This is a genomic window from Chryseobacterium ureilyticum, assembly GCF_900156735.1.
Lineage (GTDB): Bacteria > Bacteroidota > Bacteroidia > Flavobacteriales > Weeksellaceae > Chryseobacterium > Chryseobacterium ureilyticum.
In genome coordinates this window covers 214,493-230,762 of record NZ_FTOL01000002.1, presented here as the reverse complement: position 1 = coordinate 230,762, position 16,270 = coordinate 214,493, and the positions used below count along the sequence as shown (strand labels likewise).

The following is a 16,270-nucleotide window of genomic DNA, read 5'->3' as shown; positions in this document are numbered from 1 at the left end:
TAATAATTTTTTTAATTTTAAAATCTAAAAACTTACTGAAAATGCAAATTTTATCAACCTCATTAGAAGATTATCTTTCTAAGATTCCTGAGGAAAGACAGGAGCCATTTAAGAAACTTTTTGATGCAATTAATGACAATCTGCCAAAAGGTTTTGAAGAAACTTCCAATTACGGAATGATAGGGTGGGTTGTTCCCTTAGAAACTTATCCTGCAGGCTATCATTGTACACCAAATACTCCTTTACCATTTATCAATCTAGCTTCACAAAAGAATTTTATAGCCTTATATCATATGGGATTGTATTCCCGTCCGGAGCTTTTAGATTGGTTTGTTGCAGAGTATCCGAAACATTCCAAAAAGAAGCTGGACATGGGGAAATCATGTGTACGTTTCAAGAAACCGGAAGATATTCCTTTTGATCTGATTGCGGAACTGAGTCAAAAGATGACGGCAAAAGACTGGATTGATATTTATGAATCTCAGTATAAGAAATAAAAAAAGCCCTGAATCATATGGATGTCAGGGCTTTTTAGGTAGGAAGTTACTGTTGTGTTTCTGAGAGCTTATTGTTTATTATTAAAAATATTCCCGCTTTTTAAAAATCAATATCCCAGATTCCCGCTTTACGTTCAAGATCAATTAAAGCAGACGAATTTTCAGCAAGGAGCTGGAAATAATTCTGACGAAGTTCATTGTAGGTTCTTTGGGCATTGAGAACTTCCAGAATAGAACTTTCTCCACGCTGATAGCTGTAGGTAATTCCTTTCAATATGCTTTCGGCTTCTGTTAACATGCCATTATCAAATTGTTGCAGCTGTTTTTGTGCAGAAGTATACTGTTGGTAAGCCTGGGTAATTTCCATACGAATGCTGTTTTCAATCTGTTTGTATTCTGTTTCTGCCTGAGAGTAGCTCATTTCTGCAATTTTTAAATCTGCATTTCTACGATTTGAGAATTTTAAAGGTACACTGATTCCTAATTTTACAGTGTTTACAGCAGGTGAAGGTGCTATTTCATTATTGGCAACGGTGTTGTGTCCTGCTCCGGCACTTAATCCTAAATCTATGACACGATTGGCTTTTTCAAGTTTAATTCGGCTCGCTGCGGTATTGATATTCTGTTTTGAAGCTAAAAGATCTGCTCTTTCGTTGAAGGCATTGGTGATAAGGTCATTCAACGTATAGCTTCTGTTAAAAGAATTGAGATTTCCTATGACTTCTTTTCCAGTGCTGTCGCTGCCAATAAAATCTGACAAAGCAGTGATCGATTGTTGTTGTGCTCCTTCAAGCTGATAAACTTCATTAAGCAAAGAAGAGGCTTCCAGTCTGCTTTGTTGGGAAGTTACTTTTGAAATATCTCCCAATTTGTATCGGATACTATCGGATTTTGCTAGTTTAAGCATACTTTGATAAGATTCTTTCTGAACGTTCAGTAAGGCTTTTGATTTTAAAGCTTCAATATAACTTAAGGTGGCATCAGCAAGCAGATTTCTTACATACTCCTGTAGCTGTAATTTTGAATATTCTGCTTCATTTTTTGCTGTTTCTATTCTTGCTTTTCTTTTTCCACCCAGTTCAAGAGTCCAGCTGATTGCTCCGCCCATAGTATATCCCATGTCCTTGGAAACTCCATTGTTTGAGGTTTCCATTTCTATTTGAGGATCAGGAAAAATTCCGGCAGTAAGGATAGAGGCTTCGGCGATACTGACATTGTACTTCTGTGCAGCCAGCCCGAGGTTTTTATCCTTTACATACTTGAGATACTCATTGAAGGAGATAGGCTCATTTTCAGATTGTGCCTTGATGAAAATACCAGTTACAGTACAAAATAATATGATTAAAAAATTAGATTTCATGAGATGTTGCATTTTGTTTTTCAAAACGATATTCAGCTAAATAATAAATGGCAGGAAGTACAAAAAGGGTAAGGAAAGTAGAGAACATCAATCCATACACAATGACAGTAGCCAAAGGTCTTTGTACGTCTGATCCAATTCCTGTAGCAAGTGATGCCGGTAATAATCCTATGATTGCTACGGATGCTGTCATCAAAACGGGTCTGAAACGGTCCTTTGCTCCCTGGATAACCGATGCTTTCAATGGAATTCCTCCTTTTCTGAGCGTATTGATATGGGAAACCATGATCACTCCATTCTGAATGGCAACTCCAAATAAGGCAATGAAACCTACGGCGGAAGAAACATTCAATGACATTCCTCTGATATTGAGCGCCAGCATTCCTCCAAATAAAGCAAGCGGAATAATACTCATTAAAATCAATGCCTGTCTGAAAGTTCCAAAGGCTCCATAAAGTAAAAGGAACATCACAGCCAATGCTAAAGGAACAATAACTGCAAGCCTTGAATATGCTCTGTTTTTATTTTCAAATTGTCCGCCCCATTTGATCTGGTATTTTTCATGGTCATAACGGATGTTTTTTTCAATGCTTTTTTGTGCATCGTTGAGGAATGATGTAAGATCTCGACCTCTCAGATTGAGTTTTACGGTAAGATGTCTCTTATTCATTTCCCTGGTGATAGTGCTTTCCCCTGTACTTAATTTTACGGTTGCTATCTGTGAAAGTGGAATTTTTGCTCCTGATGAAGACGCAAGCATCAGATTTCCTATTTTTTCAGGAGTATTACGGCTGTTTTCCACATAGCGGCAGGAAATATCATACACTTTGTTACCAATGAAGATTTGCGAGACGGCTTTTCCTCCAAGAGCGGTTTCAATAAGATCGGTAACATCGGAAACATTCAGTCCGTATTGTGCGATTTTATTTCTGTCGGCAATAATTTGCAATTGAGGAAGCGGTGGCTCCTGATCAATGGCAAGATCTGCAGAACCGGGAACTGTTTTTAAAAGTGAAAGAACATTTTCGGCAACCTGTCTTGTTCCTGCAAAATCATCACCATAGATTTTTACCACTAATTCACTGTGAGCACCGGATATTTTATCCATTACTCCATCAATCATTGGTTGTGAAAAACCTACTGTAAAGCCTGGCATTTCCTTGTAATCTTCTGCAAGTTCTTTGATGAGGTCTGCTTTTGTTTTTCCTGATGTCCATTCTTTATAAGGCTTGATTCCTACAGATACTTCAAAGTGGGAAGCAGTCCATGGATCGGTACCATCATCATTACGTCCTGCCTGAACCATGATATAAGTGACTTCGGAGTGTTTCATAGTTCTGAGACGGAGAGAATCACTCATTTCCTGTGCTTTTTTCAAAGAAATTCCTGGAGGAAGCTGTACCTGCAGCCAGATAGAACCTTCGTCAAGTTCCGGTAAGAAATCTTTACCCACGCTGTAGGAAAGGGCTCCTGCTCCCAATAATACAATTCCTGCCGGAATGAAGATCTTTTTTGGTGCGGACATGATTTTATCAATTCCTTTTCCATAAGCATTGCTTACTTTTTCAAGCCATCGGTTGTGATAAAGTTTTCTGGGCTTTCTGTAAATCATATAAGCAAGCCCGGGAATTAGTAGTAAAGCTACTGCTAAAGCTCCTAATAATGCGTATCCTACTGTAAATGCCATGGGAGTAAATAATTTTTTTTCCACTCTTTCAAATGCGAACAAAGGCAGATAAGCCGTAATGATGATAATTCCGGAAAAGAATATCGGTTTCGCAATTTCAGTGGCTTTTTGAATGATTGTTTTTTCTTCCAGTTCCTTATCAGGATGCTCTTCCCTCTGTCTTAAAATAGCTTCCAGCATTACAATAGAACCATCTACAATAATCCCGAAATCTATGGCTCCCAATGAAAGAAGGTTTGCTGGAATATTGGTAAAATGCATGAGAATAAAAGCAATAAGAAGTGAAAATGGAATGGTGATCGCCGTTAAAAGAGCCCCACGCCAGCTTCCAAGAAATATAATCAATATAATAATGACCAATACAATTCCTTCCGTCAATGTATGAGAAACCGTATTAAGAGTGGTTTTTACAAGGTCAGTTCTGTCCAGATAGGTATGAATTTTTACACCAGCCGGGAGAATATTTTTATTGAGTTCATCTACTGCTTCGTGTACGCCAATCAAGACCTGCGAAGGATTTTGCCCTTTTAATAATAAGACAATTCCGCCTACACTTTCATTGTAGTTTCTGTTACGGTCTGTAAAACCAAGGATTCCTTTACGTTCAAGATTCCCATATTTTAAAGTTCCAATATCATTCAAAAAAACAGGAACTCCTTTTTCAGTTTTTACAACGGTTTTTCCAAGATCATCAAGATTTTTGATCAATCCTATTCCACGAACAACATACGCCAGATCTCCACGGGGTAGCATACTTCCTCCTGCGCTGGCATTGTTTTTACTGATAGTTTCAATAATTTCTGCCAAAGAAAGCCCATATTGCTCAAGTTTATTAGGATCAAGTTCGATCTGAAATTGTGTAGTAATTCCTCCGAAATTCGTCACATCGGCAATACCCGAAACCTGCTTTATCCTGGGAATAATAACGAAGTTCTGAAGATCTGTGAGTTCTCTTAAGCTGTGATTATCGCTTTCAATAACATAACGGTAAATTTCTCCTACGGGAGAGGTTAAAGGATCCAAACCCGGCTGTGCTCCATACGGTAAGGAAACTTCAGCAAGCCTTTCCTGAATACGTTGCCTAGCCCAATAATCATCAATGCCATCATCAAATACTATGGTAATCATGGAAAGTCCGAACGTACTTTTACTTCGCATCACATGCATTCCGGGAATTCCGTTGAGAGCTCTTTCCAGAGGAATGGTAATCTGTTGCTCTACTTCTTCGGCAGCCAAGCCCTGTACCTGGGTTACAACCTGTGAAGTGGTATCTGCAATATCGGGATAAGCTTCAACGGAAAGCTTAGTCCATGAATAATATCCAAAAAATCCTAATAATATAAAAAGAGCCAGTATAAGCCACTTTTTCTGTATGGAAACTGTTAATAACTTTTTCATATTCTAACTTTAATGGGAAACTTCAGCTTCCTCATTCAACATTTATTTTACATCCAAAAGATAGATTCCTCCTGTTGTCATGATTTCATCGCCGGATTTTAGCCCTGATGTGATCTTTATGGTTTTCTCAGAAGCTTCAGCAGTCGTTACATTACGCTTCATAAATTGATTTTTTCCTGTTTTGATCCATACATATTGATTGTCATCTTTTTGCATCAGGGCAGAGGTAGGGATGATAATTGTGTTTTCAGAATCAGTAGAGTAGATGATGGTGGCAAACATGCCGGGCTTTAATGTTTTGTCGGGATTATTACATTCTATTAAAACTTTGATACTTCGTGTAGCTTCATCTACCCAGTCGTTAATATGGTATACTTTTCCGGTAATAGCTCTGTCAGGATAAGTATTGACTTTCACGGATACCTGATCTCCATTTTTGATAAAGCGAAGATCTTTTTCTTTGACTTCTCCAGAGATCCAAACCTTTGAAAGTTCAGCAACTATCATCACAGGCTCCGCATCTTCACGGAGATATTGCCCGGTAACAATTTTGTTGGAAATCACTTCTCCGGCAATAGGAGCTCTTACGATCAATCCTCCGGAACCTTTACTTTGGCTGTTGTAAATTTTTAACGCTGTAGAAGCATTGGATAATGATATTTTTTTGTTTTTAAATTCGGTCTCTGCTTCTTCCAGTTCTTTTTGTATACCTACACCATGTTTTACAAGGTCCTGCTGGCGTTTATATCTTTTTTCTGCCAAGCCCGCTTCATTCAACGCATCGGAATATTCTTTTTGTACATCAAGATAACCTGATGAGAGTACCTCAAATAAAGGACTTCCTGCATTTACCTTTTGACCGATATTAACAAAAGCTCTGGTCACTCTTCCGGAAAAAGGACTGGCTATTTCTGCGTAATTATTGGGTATGGCTTCTATGGTCCCTACAGAAGTAATGTCATGATTATATTCCTGATCGCTGACGGTTAAAGTTTTAATTTTTTTTAAAACCGGGCTATTTTCTGGGATGGTAACCTGATTATTTTTAACAGTAATTTCCTGTTCCGGAGACTGCTGAGGTACATTGTCTTTGCATGAGGCTGCAAAAAGTATGATAATGCTTAAGATTATTCTTTTCATGATCTTAATAAAATTGAGTGCTGTTGCTGATTTTTGGTTTTGTATTATTCTTTTTCTTGTTAATGACCAGCTTTTTACTTCGTGCTTCCTTTTGGGTAGATAAAGTAGGACGTAGAAATATATTGGTAGAAACAATGAAAAAGACGGTAATGATTGCTTCTTTTGGGTATCCGAGAGCGCATAATGCTCCTATAGCTGCGGAACACCATAAGGTAGCTGCGGTATTCAGTCCTCTTACGGTAAGCCCATCTTTCATGATAACACCACCACCGAGAAAACCAATTCCGCTGACAATATATGAGGTAATTCTTCCGGCTGCATCACCACCAATTCTGATGGCAATAAGTACAAATGCTGCGGAGCCAATGCAAACTAAAGTATTGGTGCGAAGACCAGCATTTTTTTTACGCCACTGTCTTTCGAAACCTATGCCGGCGCCTAGACAGAATGCAGTCAATAAACGAAGTGTAAATTCAAATGTATTCATAACTTTTCCTTTTTTTATAAAGCCTGTAAGCTGTACGGGAAAAGTGAATACAACTAAAGCTTTTAAGATTGATAATTACTGTAAGGATCTGCGTCCATGTGCTTTATTTTTTACAGTGCAAAAGTAGAGATGATGTTTTTTTTTACCCGTTAGAAAAGGTTTAGAATGCTATTAGAATTTTATTAGAAAAAATGAAATTGAGCTATTTTCAGTGAAAATTATATAATTGATAGTATAATTTTATACTATGTATAGATTGATGAATGGGTACAGATAGAGAAATAAAGCCTTCATCTGTAACCATTTTTTAAGTTAAAAATTCAATACATTTGACAAAAGTCTGGTTTTGTACTGTACTATGATTAATTTTGCAGAATAAAGCTTGCTGTATCTCCCGGTTTCAAACCAAAAGTTGTCTTATAAATTATATAATTTTAGAAATGAAAAATTCGAATTTAGCGATTCCTGCTACACTTTTAGCGATCATCTGCGTACAGGGTGGAGCATCCATTGCCAAACAGCTTTTCCCGGCAATTGGAGCTATTGGAACCGTTACTTTAAGGATTGTACTTTCTGCTATTATACTTACCATCATTAACCGACCAAAATTTTTACAGTTTACCTGGCAAAAATGGAAATATTGTGCAATGTATGGAACGGGGTTGGCAGCTATGAATCTTATTTTTTATATGGCGATTCAAAGGATACCTTTAGGACTAGCTGTTACCGTTGAGTTTGCAGGACCTTTATTTCTTGCATTAGCATTGTCCCGTAAAGTGTTGGACGTTGTATGGGCATTATTAGCTTGTGTAGGAATATTGCTTATTGTTCCGTGGAAGAGTGATCATATAGATTTGTTAGGACTTGGATTAGCTTTTCTTGCTGGGATATTCTGGGCTCTTTATATTGTAATGGGTGGAAAAGTTTCTAAAATAATGGATGGAAAAGATGCTGTAACCACGGGGATGCTATTTGCCAGTCTTGTGATTATTCCTTTTACGATTTGGGACGGTGCAGTTTTTAATATGACTCCAACTATTTTTATAAAAGGTTTGGGAGTAGCCATTTTATCCAGTGCTTTACCATTTTCATTAGAAATGATGGCTCTGAAAAAGCTTCCTGCCAAAACGTTCAGTATTCTGATGAGCCTGGAACCAGCATTTGCGGCACTTTCGGGATTAGTTTTCTTAGCGGAAGAACTTTCTTTTTTACAATGGATTTCCATCAGTTGTGTAATTGCAGCAAGTATAGGGACTACCATTTTTAATAAAACAGCTACATCTCATAATTAAAGAATTTATAATTTTATTTTCCCACAGATAACACAGGTTAGCACGGATGTTTATGGATATGAAAATAAGTAATACTAATTAGTTTCAATATCAAATATTACCGTAAAAACAGTTTCATTATTCTTAGATTCTACTTTGATCATTGCATGATGAAGATGAATAATTTTCTCTGTCAGGAAAAGCCCGATTCCATATCCTTTTTCCTTTCTTGAATCTTCACTTCTATAAAATGGCTCAAAAATATGTAATAAGTCATTCTGAGAAATAGTAATTCCTGTATTGATAAATTGGATTGAAAGTGTTTTTGAGTCTCCTTTCACTTCAATGGAGCATGTGTGTATTGGAGAATATTTACAGGCATTATCGATGAGATTGTTGAAGGCAACCTGTAACAGGTATTCATTCCCTTGTAGAAGGAGTTGGGGCTCATCAATATCGCTATCAATATTCAAAGAAACTTTATATTCTGAATTCTCTTTTATTATCTTTGAATAAGACTCCAGAAGAATTTCATCAAGTCGTATTTCAGAAAAACTGATTTCATTAGGATCGTAGCTGGCTTTGGCGAGATCCATTAAGCTGTTGGATAATTTAACCATATTGCGGGCATCATCCAATGCGTATTGAATAGTCTGTTGATATTCATCCTTGGTTTGTTCTTTTTCTGCAGAAAGTTCCAATTCTGTAATAATGGCAGATAATGGAGTACGAAGCTCATGTGAAATATTGGAAACAAAATGTTTTTGAGCATCAAAGGAATTCTCAAGCCTTTCCAGCATTCCGTTGAAGTTTTGTGCTAGCTCATTAAGCTCATCTTTTTCACCTGTTGTTTTCAGTCGCAATTGTAATTTTCCGGCAGTAATTTTTTTTATCTGATTCACCATTTCACTGATTGGATTCAATGCTTTTTTTGAAAGAAATATTCCTGCCAGATAAACCAGAATCAAAATGCTGATAAAAGCAATGATACTGATCGTTAATAAATGGTTGATAGATTTATATCCGTATTGGTCATATCCTGCTGCTGTTACCAGATACTCTTTTCCGTTATGAGAATAAATGGTTCCTATTGCCTGTAGATCATCAATAAAGAAACTGAGCTCCTTCTTTTTTTGAATATTGGAAAGCATTTTCGGGTCTTCCTTTACATAATCTACCTTTGAATCATCATGATAAATAAGGTTGAATTCCGGATCATAAATGGCTACCTGAACCTCGTTGATGGTCTTTGTATTGTTCTTGTAAACACGGTGCATTTCCTTTTCACTCAATGTACTTTGAAAAAAAAGATTAGCCTTTGCCACCGCTTCATTTCTCAGCTGGGCATAGAATGAGATTTCCCTTGCTTCGCTTGAAGAATAATATACCGCAATACCATAAAATACCATCAGCATTGCCGTGACAAAGGTGAAAAGTAAGGTAAGGCGGGTTCTGACTTTCATGTTCTAAGTATTATTGCTGATGTTCCTCGTATCCTTTCTTTAAAATAAAACCCATTCCGGCTTTGGTATGAATCAGTTTACTTTCAAAATCCTTATCAATTTTCTTTCTGATATAATTGATATATACATCAATGAAATTGGTTCCAGTATCAAAATGAGTTTCCCATACATTTTCAGCAATTTCAGAACGAGAAAGAACTCTTTCAGGATTTTCAAGCATGTATTTCATCAGATTGAACTCTTTTGGGGTAAGTTTAATCGCAATTCCGCTTCGGCTTACAGATTTCAGCTTGAGATCCATTTCAATGCTTTCGTATTTTAATACTTGTTCTGTAGGTGAGTGAAGGGAGAATCTTTTCATTAAAACTTTAACCCTAGCAATCAGTTCACGCATTTCAAAAGGTTTGGTAAGATAATCATCAGCCCCTGAATCAAAACCTTCCAGTTTGTCATCTGTAGTTCCTAGTGCCGTAAGCATAATGACCGGAATTTGGGGTTTTAGGGTCTTAATTTCTTTACAAAAATCCAATCCATTTTTTAACGGAACAATAATATCGGTAATGATGAGATCAAAATCCTGAGTAGAGGCAAGTTCTGTAGCTTTTTCACCATCGTAGGCGAAACTTACATCCATATCCTGTTCCAAAAGTCCTCTGCCGATAAGGCGTGAAAGTCTTTTATCATCTTCAACAAGCAAAATATGAGGCATAAGAAAGGATAATGTGTTTGGGTTACTAAGAAAAGTTACTCGATACGTACTACAAATGTAATGATTTCTATTTTGTAATTTTGAGCTGAAATAATAATTAGAATAGAAGGATTTAAAATGATATTAAATAAAAAAGGAATTGGTACAGGGCTTTTATCTCTTTTAATCATACTGTTTGTACAGTGTACTTCTTATCAGAATGCGATCCAGCTTGAAAATGGAGATTTACTTTTTGTAACGGCAAAAGAAACGGGACTTTCAGGAGCTATTAATAATGTTACTCAAAAACAGAAAACTGCTTCCTTTGATCATATTGGGATTCTGGAAAATGATGGGAACAAAATGTATGTGTTGCATGCTGCTCCCAAAGGCGGGTCTCAAAAACAAAGCCTGAAGAATTTTATTAAAGATCAGAAAAGAGATCAGCAGAATATTGTTGTCTACCGATTAAAGCCAGAATACAACAAAGCAATTCCTACGGCTATAGAAAAGGCACATTCCATGTTGGGAAAACCTTATAATTTCAACTATATCTTAGATGAAAGCTCGTACTATTGTTCAGATTTTGTGGAAAGAGCTTTTCGGGATAATCATATTTTTAAATTAGAACCAATGACATTCATTGATCCAAAGACAATGAAAATCAATGTATTCTGGGAAGAGTTTTATGGGAAGAAAAATCTGAAAGTACCTGAAGGAGAGTTAGGCTGTAATCCGAATGGATTGGCAGGATCTGAAAAAATTGAAAGGGTAGGTGACCTTTAAAATATGAGGAGAAGTAATTATTGCTTCTCTTTTTTTTATATTTTTTTTAAAAATATTAGTCTACTAATTTGGTGGACTAATATTTTTTTATATTTTTGTGACAGATTTAAATGCAGAGCGCAATATGATCTGAGAGTATTTAACCCAAAAATGTTTAACGATGATTACACCTAACCCAAGCCTGCAGGTTTTTCAAAATAAACTGAACCTGCCTAAAAAAGAATTGTTATTGGAAATAGAATTAAATGGTAAAATGAAATTTGAGCATTTAATGAATACCATCCATAATCAATTGGGTATTTGTCATAGAGTGTTATCAGCCAATGTAGAATATGTGAACGGATACAGCTTTGGTTCAGTACAGTTATATATAAATGCAAATTCAGAGGACTATCATAAGCTTGAAGTTTATCTGAATAAAAATAAACTTCTGAATACAACGGTGGAGTACTTCTGCCGGAAATATTCTTAAGGGAGATTCATATAGTTTTAATTACTCAAAGTGTCTGGTTCTTTTACCGGACGCTTTTTTTATGTTCTCGCAGATGAAACACATTACGCAGATTTTTTTAATAAAAAGTAAATATTGACCTATACAAACATTCAATCTTCACAAATATCCCAATGGATGGAATAAAAATTCCCCTCCTCTGGAGGGGTGGCAAAAATTTATTGAATTTTTGACGGGGTGGTCATAAAAAGAACAATTATTACTTTCTTAAATACAAAGTTCTATTCTCCAAATTCTATATTTTAAGACGCAAAGAGTTAATCAATTAAAATTGATTTGATGAGGCTTACGAAAAAATGAAGGCAATAAAAAAGCGCTCAGATTTCTCTGAACGCTCTATAGTAATAAAAATAAGTTTAGATTCTTTCGATATCAGCACCTAATGCTTTTAGTCTTCCATCGATGTTTTCATATCCTCTGTCGATTTGCTCGATGTTATGGATAATAGATTTTCCTTCTGCAGAAAGGGCCGCAATAAGAAGGGCGTTACCAGCTCTAATATCTGGGGAAACCATTGTAGTTCCTCTTAACGGCGCTTCCTGGTTCAATCCGATTACAGTAGCTCTGTGTGGATCACATAAAATGATCTGAGCTCCCATATCGATTAATTTATCCACAAAGAATAATCTGGATTCAAACATTTTCTGATGAACCAAAATACTTCCCTTAGCCTGAGTAGCCACTACCAGAATAATAGATAATAAATCCGGTGTGAAACCTGGCCATGGAGCATCTGAGATAGTAAGGATAGATCCGTCAATAAATTTCTGAATTTTATAATGTTCCTGAGCCGGGATGTAAATATCATCACCACTTTGCTCAAGCTGAATTCCTAGTTTTCTGAATGTATTTGGAATTACTCCCAATTGATTCCAGTTTACATTTTTAATGGTGATTTCTGATTTTGTCATGGCTGCAAGACCAATCCAAGACCCGATTTCTACCATATCAGGAAGCATAGTGTGTTCAGTACCTCTTAAATAATCTACTCCTTCAATGGTAAGAAGGTTAGATCCGATTCCTGAAATATTGGCTCCCATTCTGTTCAGCATTTTACATAATTGCTGAAGATAAGGTTCACAAGCAGCGTTGTAAATTCTTGTTTTACCTTTTGCCAAAGCTGCAGCCATTACGATATTCGCCGTTCCGGTTACAGAAGCTTCTTCCAAAAGGATAAATTTACCTGTAAGTTCTTTTGCTTTTAAAGAATAGAAATATTCTTCTTCATCATAATGGAACTCCGCACCAAGTTCTACTAATCCCTGGAAGTGGGTATCCAATCTTCTTCTTCCGATCTTATCACCTCCGGGAGTTGGCATATAAGCCTCTCCATAACGAGCTAACATTGGTCCCATCAACATAATAGATCCACGTAACTTTGCACCGTCTTTTTTGAATTCGTTTGATTTTATATAATCGAAGTTTACTTTATCAGCCTTGAAAGTATAATCTCCATGACCGTTTTTAGTAACCTTTACTCCGAAATCTCCAAGAATCTCAATCAGTCTGTTTACATCATGAATGTCCGGAATATTTTTAATTCTTACTTCCTCGTCAGTTAACAAAACTGCACATAAAATTTGTAGAGCTTCATTCTTAGCTCCTTGTGGAGTTATTTCACCCTGCAGTCTTTTTCCTCCTCTTATTTGAAATGTTCCACTCATTATTTTCTGTTTTTATGATTGTTGTTATGCCTTCTTTTGTTAGGTTGGTTCTTGTTATTATTACCGCTATTTCGGTTGTTGTTATTGTTGTTTCGGTTGTTGTTATTACTAGTATAATAAATTTTACTCTTTTCAAGAGAATCAATTCCTGTAAGATCCAACCTGTTTTCAGACAATTCTTTCAAGTGTCTGAAAATAACATCATCAGTCACGTGTTCCTTATTGTAAACATTATAAGACTTCTTCATATTGTTGGCAATTACTTCGATAAGGGCTTCTTTTTCATCACCCGTTTCCAATTCAATTGCTTTTTCTATTAATTGAAGAATACTTTTTCCGTAAAATTTAAAGTCACCCTGCAGTTTTGGATATTCCATTCTTTTAGGTTTTTCTGCCAATTGTTCCATGGTAGGGAACGGATAAGGAGAATCTACATCCAAATCATGGTTGGCAAGAATAAAAAGATGATCCCAAAGTTTATGTTTATAATTTTCTTCGTCGCGAAGTTGTGGGTTTCTCTGACCCATAAAATCGATGATTGCCATAGCCATTTCGTTCCTTTCCTCTTTGGTAGGAAGTTCTTTGCAGCGCTCAACCAACTGTTGTATAATTCTGCCGTATTCCGGCATATGAAGCTGAGTTTTTTGGGTATTGTATTCCATAGTATGCAAATATATGGATTAAAAGAAAAATTGTTTCGAGAATCTTAAAAATTTATGATTTTTTAATGAAAAATTTAGATGAGTTTCTTATTGAATTATTATTTAAAATAAAAATATTTCTCGTTATATTGAATTTGTTTTCAATAAAAATGTAATTTAGTTAATAGGTTAATAATTGAATTTTACAATGAAAAAAACGAATTTTATTCTTTCCCTACTGGCGTTAGCATTGATTAGCTCTTGCCAGAACAGAGATGAAACTGATACAGAAACTTCTAAGCAGGAAGAAGTACATGATAAAATTGTAAATGTTACCCACCACGACGGAAAACCTTTCAGTATAGGAAGTGGATCCGGATCAATTCATGGAAAATTTGTAGCAGGACTTGGTGGCAGTGTTCTGATGCAGGGATTTTATTGGGATGTTCCTGATGGCGGTAACTGGTGGAATACGGTTAAAGATAAATTAACAGCGTGGTCTAATGCAGGAATTGGTGCAGTCTGGCTTCCTCCAGCTTCAAAAGCGCAGAATGGTGCATATTCTATGGGGTATGATCCTGCCGATTATTATGATTTTGGAAACTTTAATCAAAACGGAAGCGTAGAAACCCGTTTTGGATCAAGAACAGAACTGGAAGCATTGATTACAAAAGCCCACGCAGAAAACATGCAGGTATATGCTGACATTGTTATTAATCATAACAGTGGCGGGCAATCTGAAGCCAATCCTTTTACCGGAACAAATACCTGGACCAATTTCTCAGGAGTAGCTTCCGGAAAATTTCAAAGAAACTACAATGACTTTTATAAAAATGCCTACGGAAATAATGATGAAGGTGCCTTTGGTGGATTTCCGGATTTGTGTCATGCTAACCCTCATGTACAGGATTGGTTGTGGGGAAGAGATGACTCAGTGGCAAAATATTATAAAAATGTAATGAAATTTGACGGCTGGAGATTTGATTACGTTAAAGGTTTTGGTCCTTGGGTTGTTAATAACTGGAACTCAAAAGTAGGTGGATTTTCTGTCGGTGAATTATGGGACTCCAATGTTAATACTTTAGAATGGTGGGCAAATAATGCAAACAGTTCTGTATTCGATTTTGCTGCGTACTATAAAATGGATGAAGCTTTTGATAATGGAAATCTGAATGTGTTGAATGATGATATGATGTGGAAAAGAAATCCATACAAAGCAGTAACATTTGTAGCAAATCATGATACGGATATTATCTATAATAAAATGCCAGCTTATGCCTATATTTTAACTCATGAAGGATATCCAACTATTTTTTACAGAGATTATGAAGAGTGGCTCAATAAAGAAAGACTAAATAATTTAATCTGGATTCATAATAACAAAGCTACCGGAACAACCTCTATTTTATATACAGATAATGATGAATACATCGCAAGACGTAATGGATACAATGGTAATCCAGGGTTAGTAGTATATATCAATACCTCGTCAAACTGGCAGGAAAGATGGATTGATACGAATTGGAGTAATCAACAGATCAAAGATTTTACAGGTAATTCGACTTGGTATCCGACTACGCAGGCAGATAAGCGTGTGAAGATTCAGTGTCCTCCCAATAGTTATTCTGTATGGTCGCTTAATTTATGAGTAATGAATAAGGTGCTCAGAGCTCAAAACTTAAGTAATATAATTGTTATCTCTCGCAGATTTTGTAGATAAAGCAGATTTACAATTTATAGAATCAACATCTGTGTAAACTTGTGAAATCTGTGGGAGATTATACCTGAATAAACTTTTTTTTCTGATGCTGATCCGGAAGAAAACATTTCTGATTGGCAAGTTTCATTCTGTTTCTTGAAACCATATCATATGCTTTATCACTCAAAAAGGATGGCAACATTTTACCAATAGCAGAAAGTTTATAAACTCCTCCTAAAATATTGGCAATTTGCAATACTGCTTTCGATTTTATAAGATAATATTGTTTCGGTTTCCAAAGATATAAGGTATTGAAAACTTGAGTTTCTAATCCTCTTTCAGATAAAAACTGTTGCCCGAATTCAGATTGGAGAGAAGCAAACATGAACTTGTCTTTCTTGTCTCTTTCCAGAATCCATTGTACCCAGAAATTGCATACTCCACAATCACCGTCAAAAAATACAATATGTTTGTTTTCCCAGTTTTCCACAATATTATTTATTAAACATGATCCTTCTTTCTGTATCTTCTTTTACTTGTTTGAAATATTTCACAAGTTCCGTACGTTGATCATCCGTTAACTTCGCATTCTGATGTCCGATATAATAAGATTCAAGTGGCATTTCTTTCTTCTCAACCATTTCCATAGATTCCTCTAATTTACGAAGTTGTCTTTGAGGTTCATATACTGCAAAGGTAGAAAAATTAAGATGCTTTCTTCCTTCATCAATATGATTTTTTACATACCATGAAACAGGAGAAATATCAGCATACCACGGGTATTTTGTCTCATTGGAATGGCAGTCATAGCACGATGTCCTGATAATTTTAGCTACTTTTTCCGGAGTATTTTTTATTTTCAAAAAGTCCATACCGGGAGTAGGGCGTGGATTGGTCTTATCAATAGGAAAAAACTGGATCATAATGAATCCTACGAGAATAATAACTAATATTTTTTTCATGGGATAATATTCATAC

At 35.9% G+C, this 16,270-nt stretch carries 15 protein-coding genes; 5 read left to right on the top strand and 10 right to left on the bottom strand.

Going from position 1 to position 16,270, the window contains the following annotated elements:
* The first annotated feature begins 41 nt into the window (after nt 1–41).
* Nucleotides 42–497, top strand: coding sequence for a DUF1801 domain-containing protein (locus BW983_RS07270; RefSeq protein WP_076551220.1), 456 nt, complete (start codon nt 42–44; stop codon nt 495–497).
* Nucleotides 498–597: 100 nt separating this feature from the next.
* Here the strand turns inward: BW983_RS07270 and BW983_RS07265 are convergent, their stop codons facing one another.
* The 4 genes from BW983_RS07265 to BW983_RS07250 are packed head-to-tail and all read right to left on the bottom strand — an operon-like array spanning nt 598 to nt 6,569.
* Complete coding sequence (locus tag BW983_RS07265) at nt 598–1,857, bottom strand: TolC family protein (RefSeq protein ID WP_228408980.1); 1,260 nt, start codon at nt 1,855–1,857, stop codon at nt 598–600.
* Complete coding sequence (locus tag BW983_RS07260; protein WP_076551217.1) at nt 1,847–4,942, bottom strand: efflux RND transporter permease subunit; 3,096 nt, start codon at nt 4,940–4,942, stop codon at nt 1,847–1,849. The genes BW983_RS07265 and BW983_RS07260 overlap by 11 nt, the downstream gene beginning before the upstream one ends.
* Before the next feature lie 42 nt (nt 4,943–4,984).
* Complete coding sequence (locus tag BW983_RS07255) at nt 4,985–6,082, bottom strand: efflux RND transporter periplasmic adaptor subunit (RefSeq protein WP_076551213.1); 1,098 nt, start codon at nt 6,080–6,082, stop codon at nt 4,985–4,987.
* A 4-nt stretch (nt 6,083–6,086) separates the two neighbouring features.
* A complete protein-coding gene (locus BW983_RS07250) occupies nt 6,087–6,569 on the bottom strand; it encodes an MgtC/SapB family protein (RefSeq protein ID WP_076551212.1) in 483 nt (160 codons plus the stop codon).
* A 440-nt stretch (nt 6,570–7,009) separates the two neighbouring features.
* Here BW983_RS07250 and BW983_RS07245 point away from each other — a divergent pair, with 440 nt between their 5' ends.
* Complete coding sequence (locus BW983_RS07245) at nt 7,010–7,861, top strand: EamA family transporter (protein WP_076551210.1); 852 nt, start codon at nt 7,010–7,012, stop codon at nt 7,859–7,861.
* A gap of 74 nt (nt 7,862–7,935) precedes the next feature.
* On the opposite strand, the gene BW983_RS07240 is transcribed toward BW983_RS07245, so the two are convergent.
* Nucleotides 7,936–9,303 carry a HAMP domain-containing sensor histidine kinase gene (locus BW983_RS07240; RefSeq protein WP_076551209.1) on the bottom strand — a complete coding sequence of 456 codons (1,368 nt, stop codon included), beginning with the start codon at nt 9,301–9,303 and terminating at the stop codon, nt 7,936–7,938.
* A 10-nt stretch (nt 9,304–9,313) separates the two neighbouring features.
* Nucleotides 9,314–10,012, bottom strand: a complete 699-nt coding sequence (locus tag BW983_RS07235) for a response regulator transcription factor (protein WP_076551207.1) — start codon at nt 10,010–10,012, stop codon at nt 9,314–9,316.
* A 117-nt stretch (nt 10,013–10,129) separates the two neighbouring features.
* Between BW983_RS07235 and BW983_RS07230 the strand changes: the two genes are divergently transcribed.
* Together BW983_RS07230 and BW983_RS07225 are read left to right on the top strand one after the other, a co-directional pair.
* Nucleotides 10,130–10,777: a YiiX/YebB-like N1pC/P60 family cysteine hydrolase gene (locus BW983_RS07230; RefSeq protein WP_139329243.1), complete on the top strand. Its 648-nt coding sequence runs from the start codon at nt 10,130–10,132 to the stop codon at nt 10,775–10,777.
* A 160-nt stretch (nt 10,778–10,937) separates the two neighbouring features.
* Complete coding sequence (locus BW983_RS07225; protein WP_065395027.1) at nt 10,938–11,249, top strand: NIL domain-containing protein; 312 nt, start codon at nt 10,938–10,940, stop codon at nt 11,247–11,249.
* Nucleotides 11,250–11,644: 395 nt separating this feature from the next.
* Here the strand turns inward: BW983_RS07225 and murA are convergent, their stop codons facing one another.
* Entirely contained in the window at nt 11,645–12,952 is a 1,308-nt protein-coding gene (gene murA, locus BW983_RS07220; protein ID WP_065395026.1) for a UDP-N-acetylglucosamine 1-carboxyvinyltransferase, read from the bottom strand.
* Nucleotides 12,952–13,614, bottom strand: a complete 663-nt coding sequence (locus tag BW983_RS07215) for a DUF4290 domain-containing protein (RefSeq protein ID WP_076551206.1) — start codon at nt 13,612–13,614, stop codon at nt 12,952–12,954. The genes murA and BW983_RS07215 overlap by 1 nt, the downstream gene beginning before the upstream one ends.
* A 187-nt stretch (nt 13,615–13,801) precedes the next feature.
* On the opposite strand from BW983_RS07215, the gene BW983_RS07210 reads away from it, so the two are divergent.
* Nucleotides 13,802–15,241 carry an alpha-amylase gene (locus tag BW983_RS07210; RefSeq protein ID WP_076551204.1) on the top strand — a complete coding sequence of 480 codons (1,440 nt, stop codon included), beginning with the start codon at nt 13,802–13,804 and terminating at the stop codon, nt 15,239–15,241.
* Between the two features lie 130 nt (nt 15,242–15,371).
* Here BW983_RS07210 and BW983_RS07205 read toward each other — a convergent pair whose 3' ends face one another.
* Nucleotides 15,372–15,782 carry a thiol-disulfide oxidoreductase DCC family protein gene (locus tag BW983_RS07205; protein WP_076551203.1) on the bottom strand — a complete coding sequence of 137 codons (411 nt, stop codon included), beginning with the start codon at nt 15,780–15,782 and terminating at the stop codon, nt 15,372–15,374.
* A 4-nt stretch (nt 15,783–15,786) separates the two neighbouring features.
* Nucleotides 15,787–16,254 carry a heme-binding domain-containing protein gene (locus tag BW983_RS07200; protein WP_076551201.1) on the bottom strand — a complete coding sequence of 156 codons (468 nt, stop codon included), beginning with the start codon at nt 16,252–16,254 and terminating at the stop codon, nt 15,787–15,789.
* Nucleotides 16,255–16,270 lie beyond the last annotated feature (16 nt).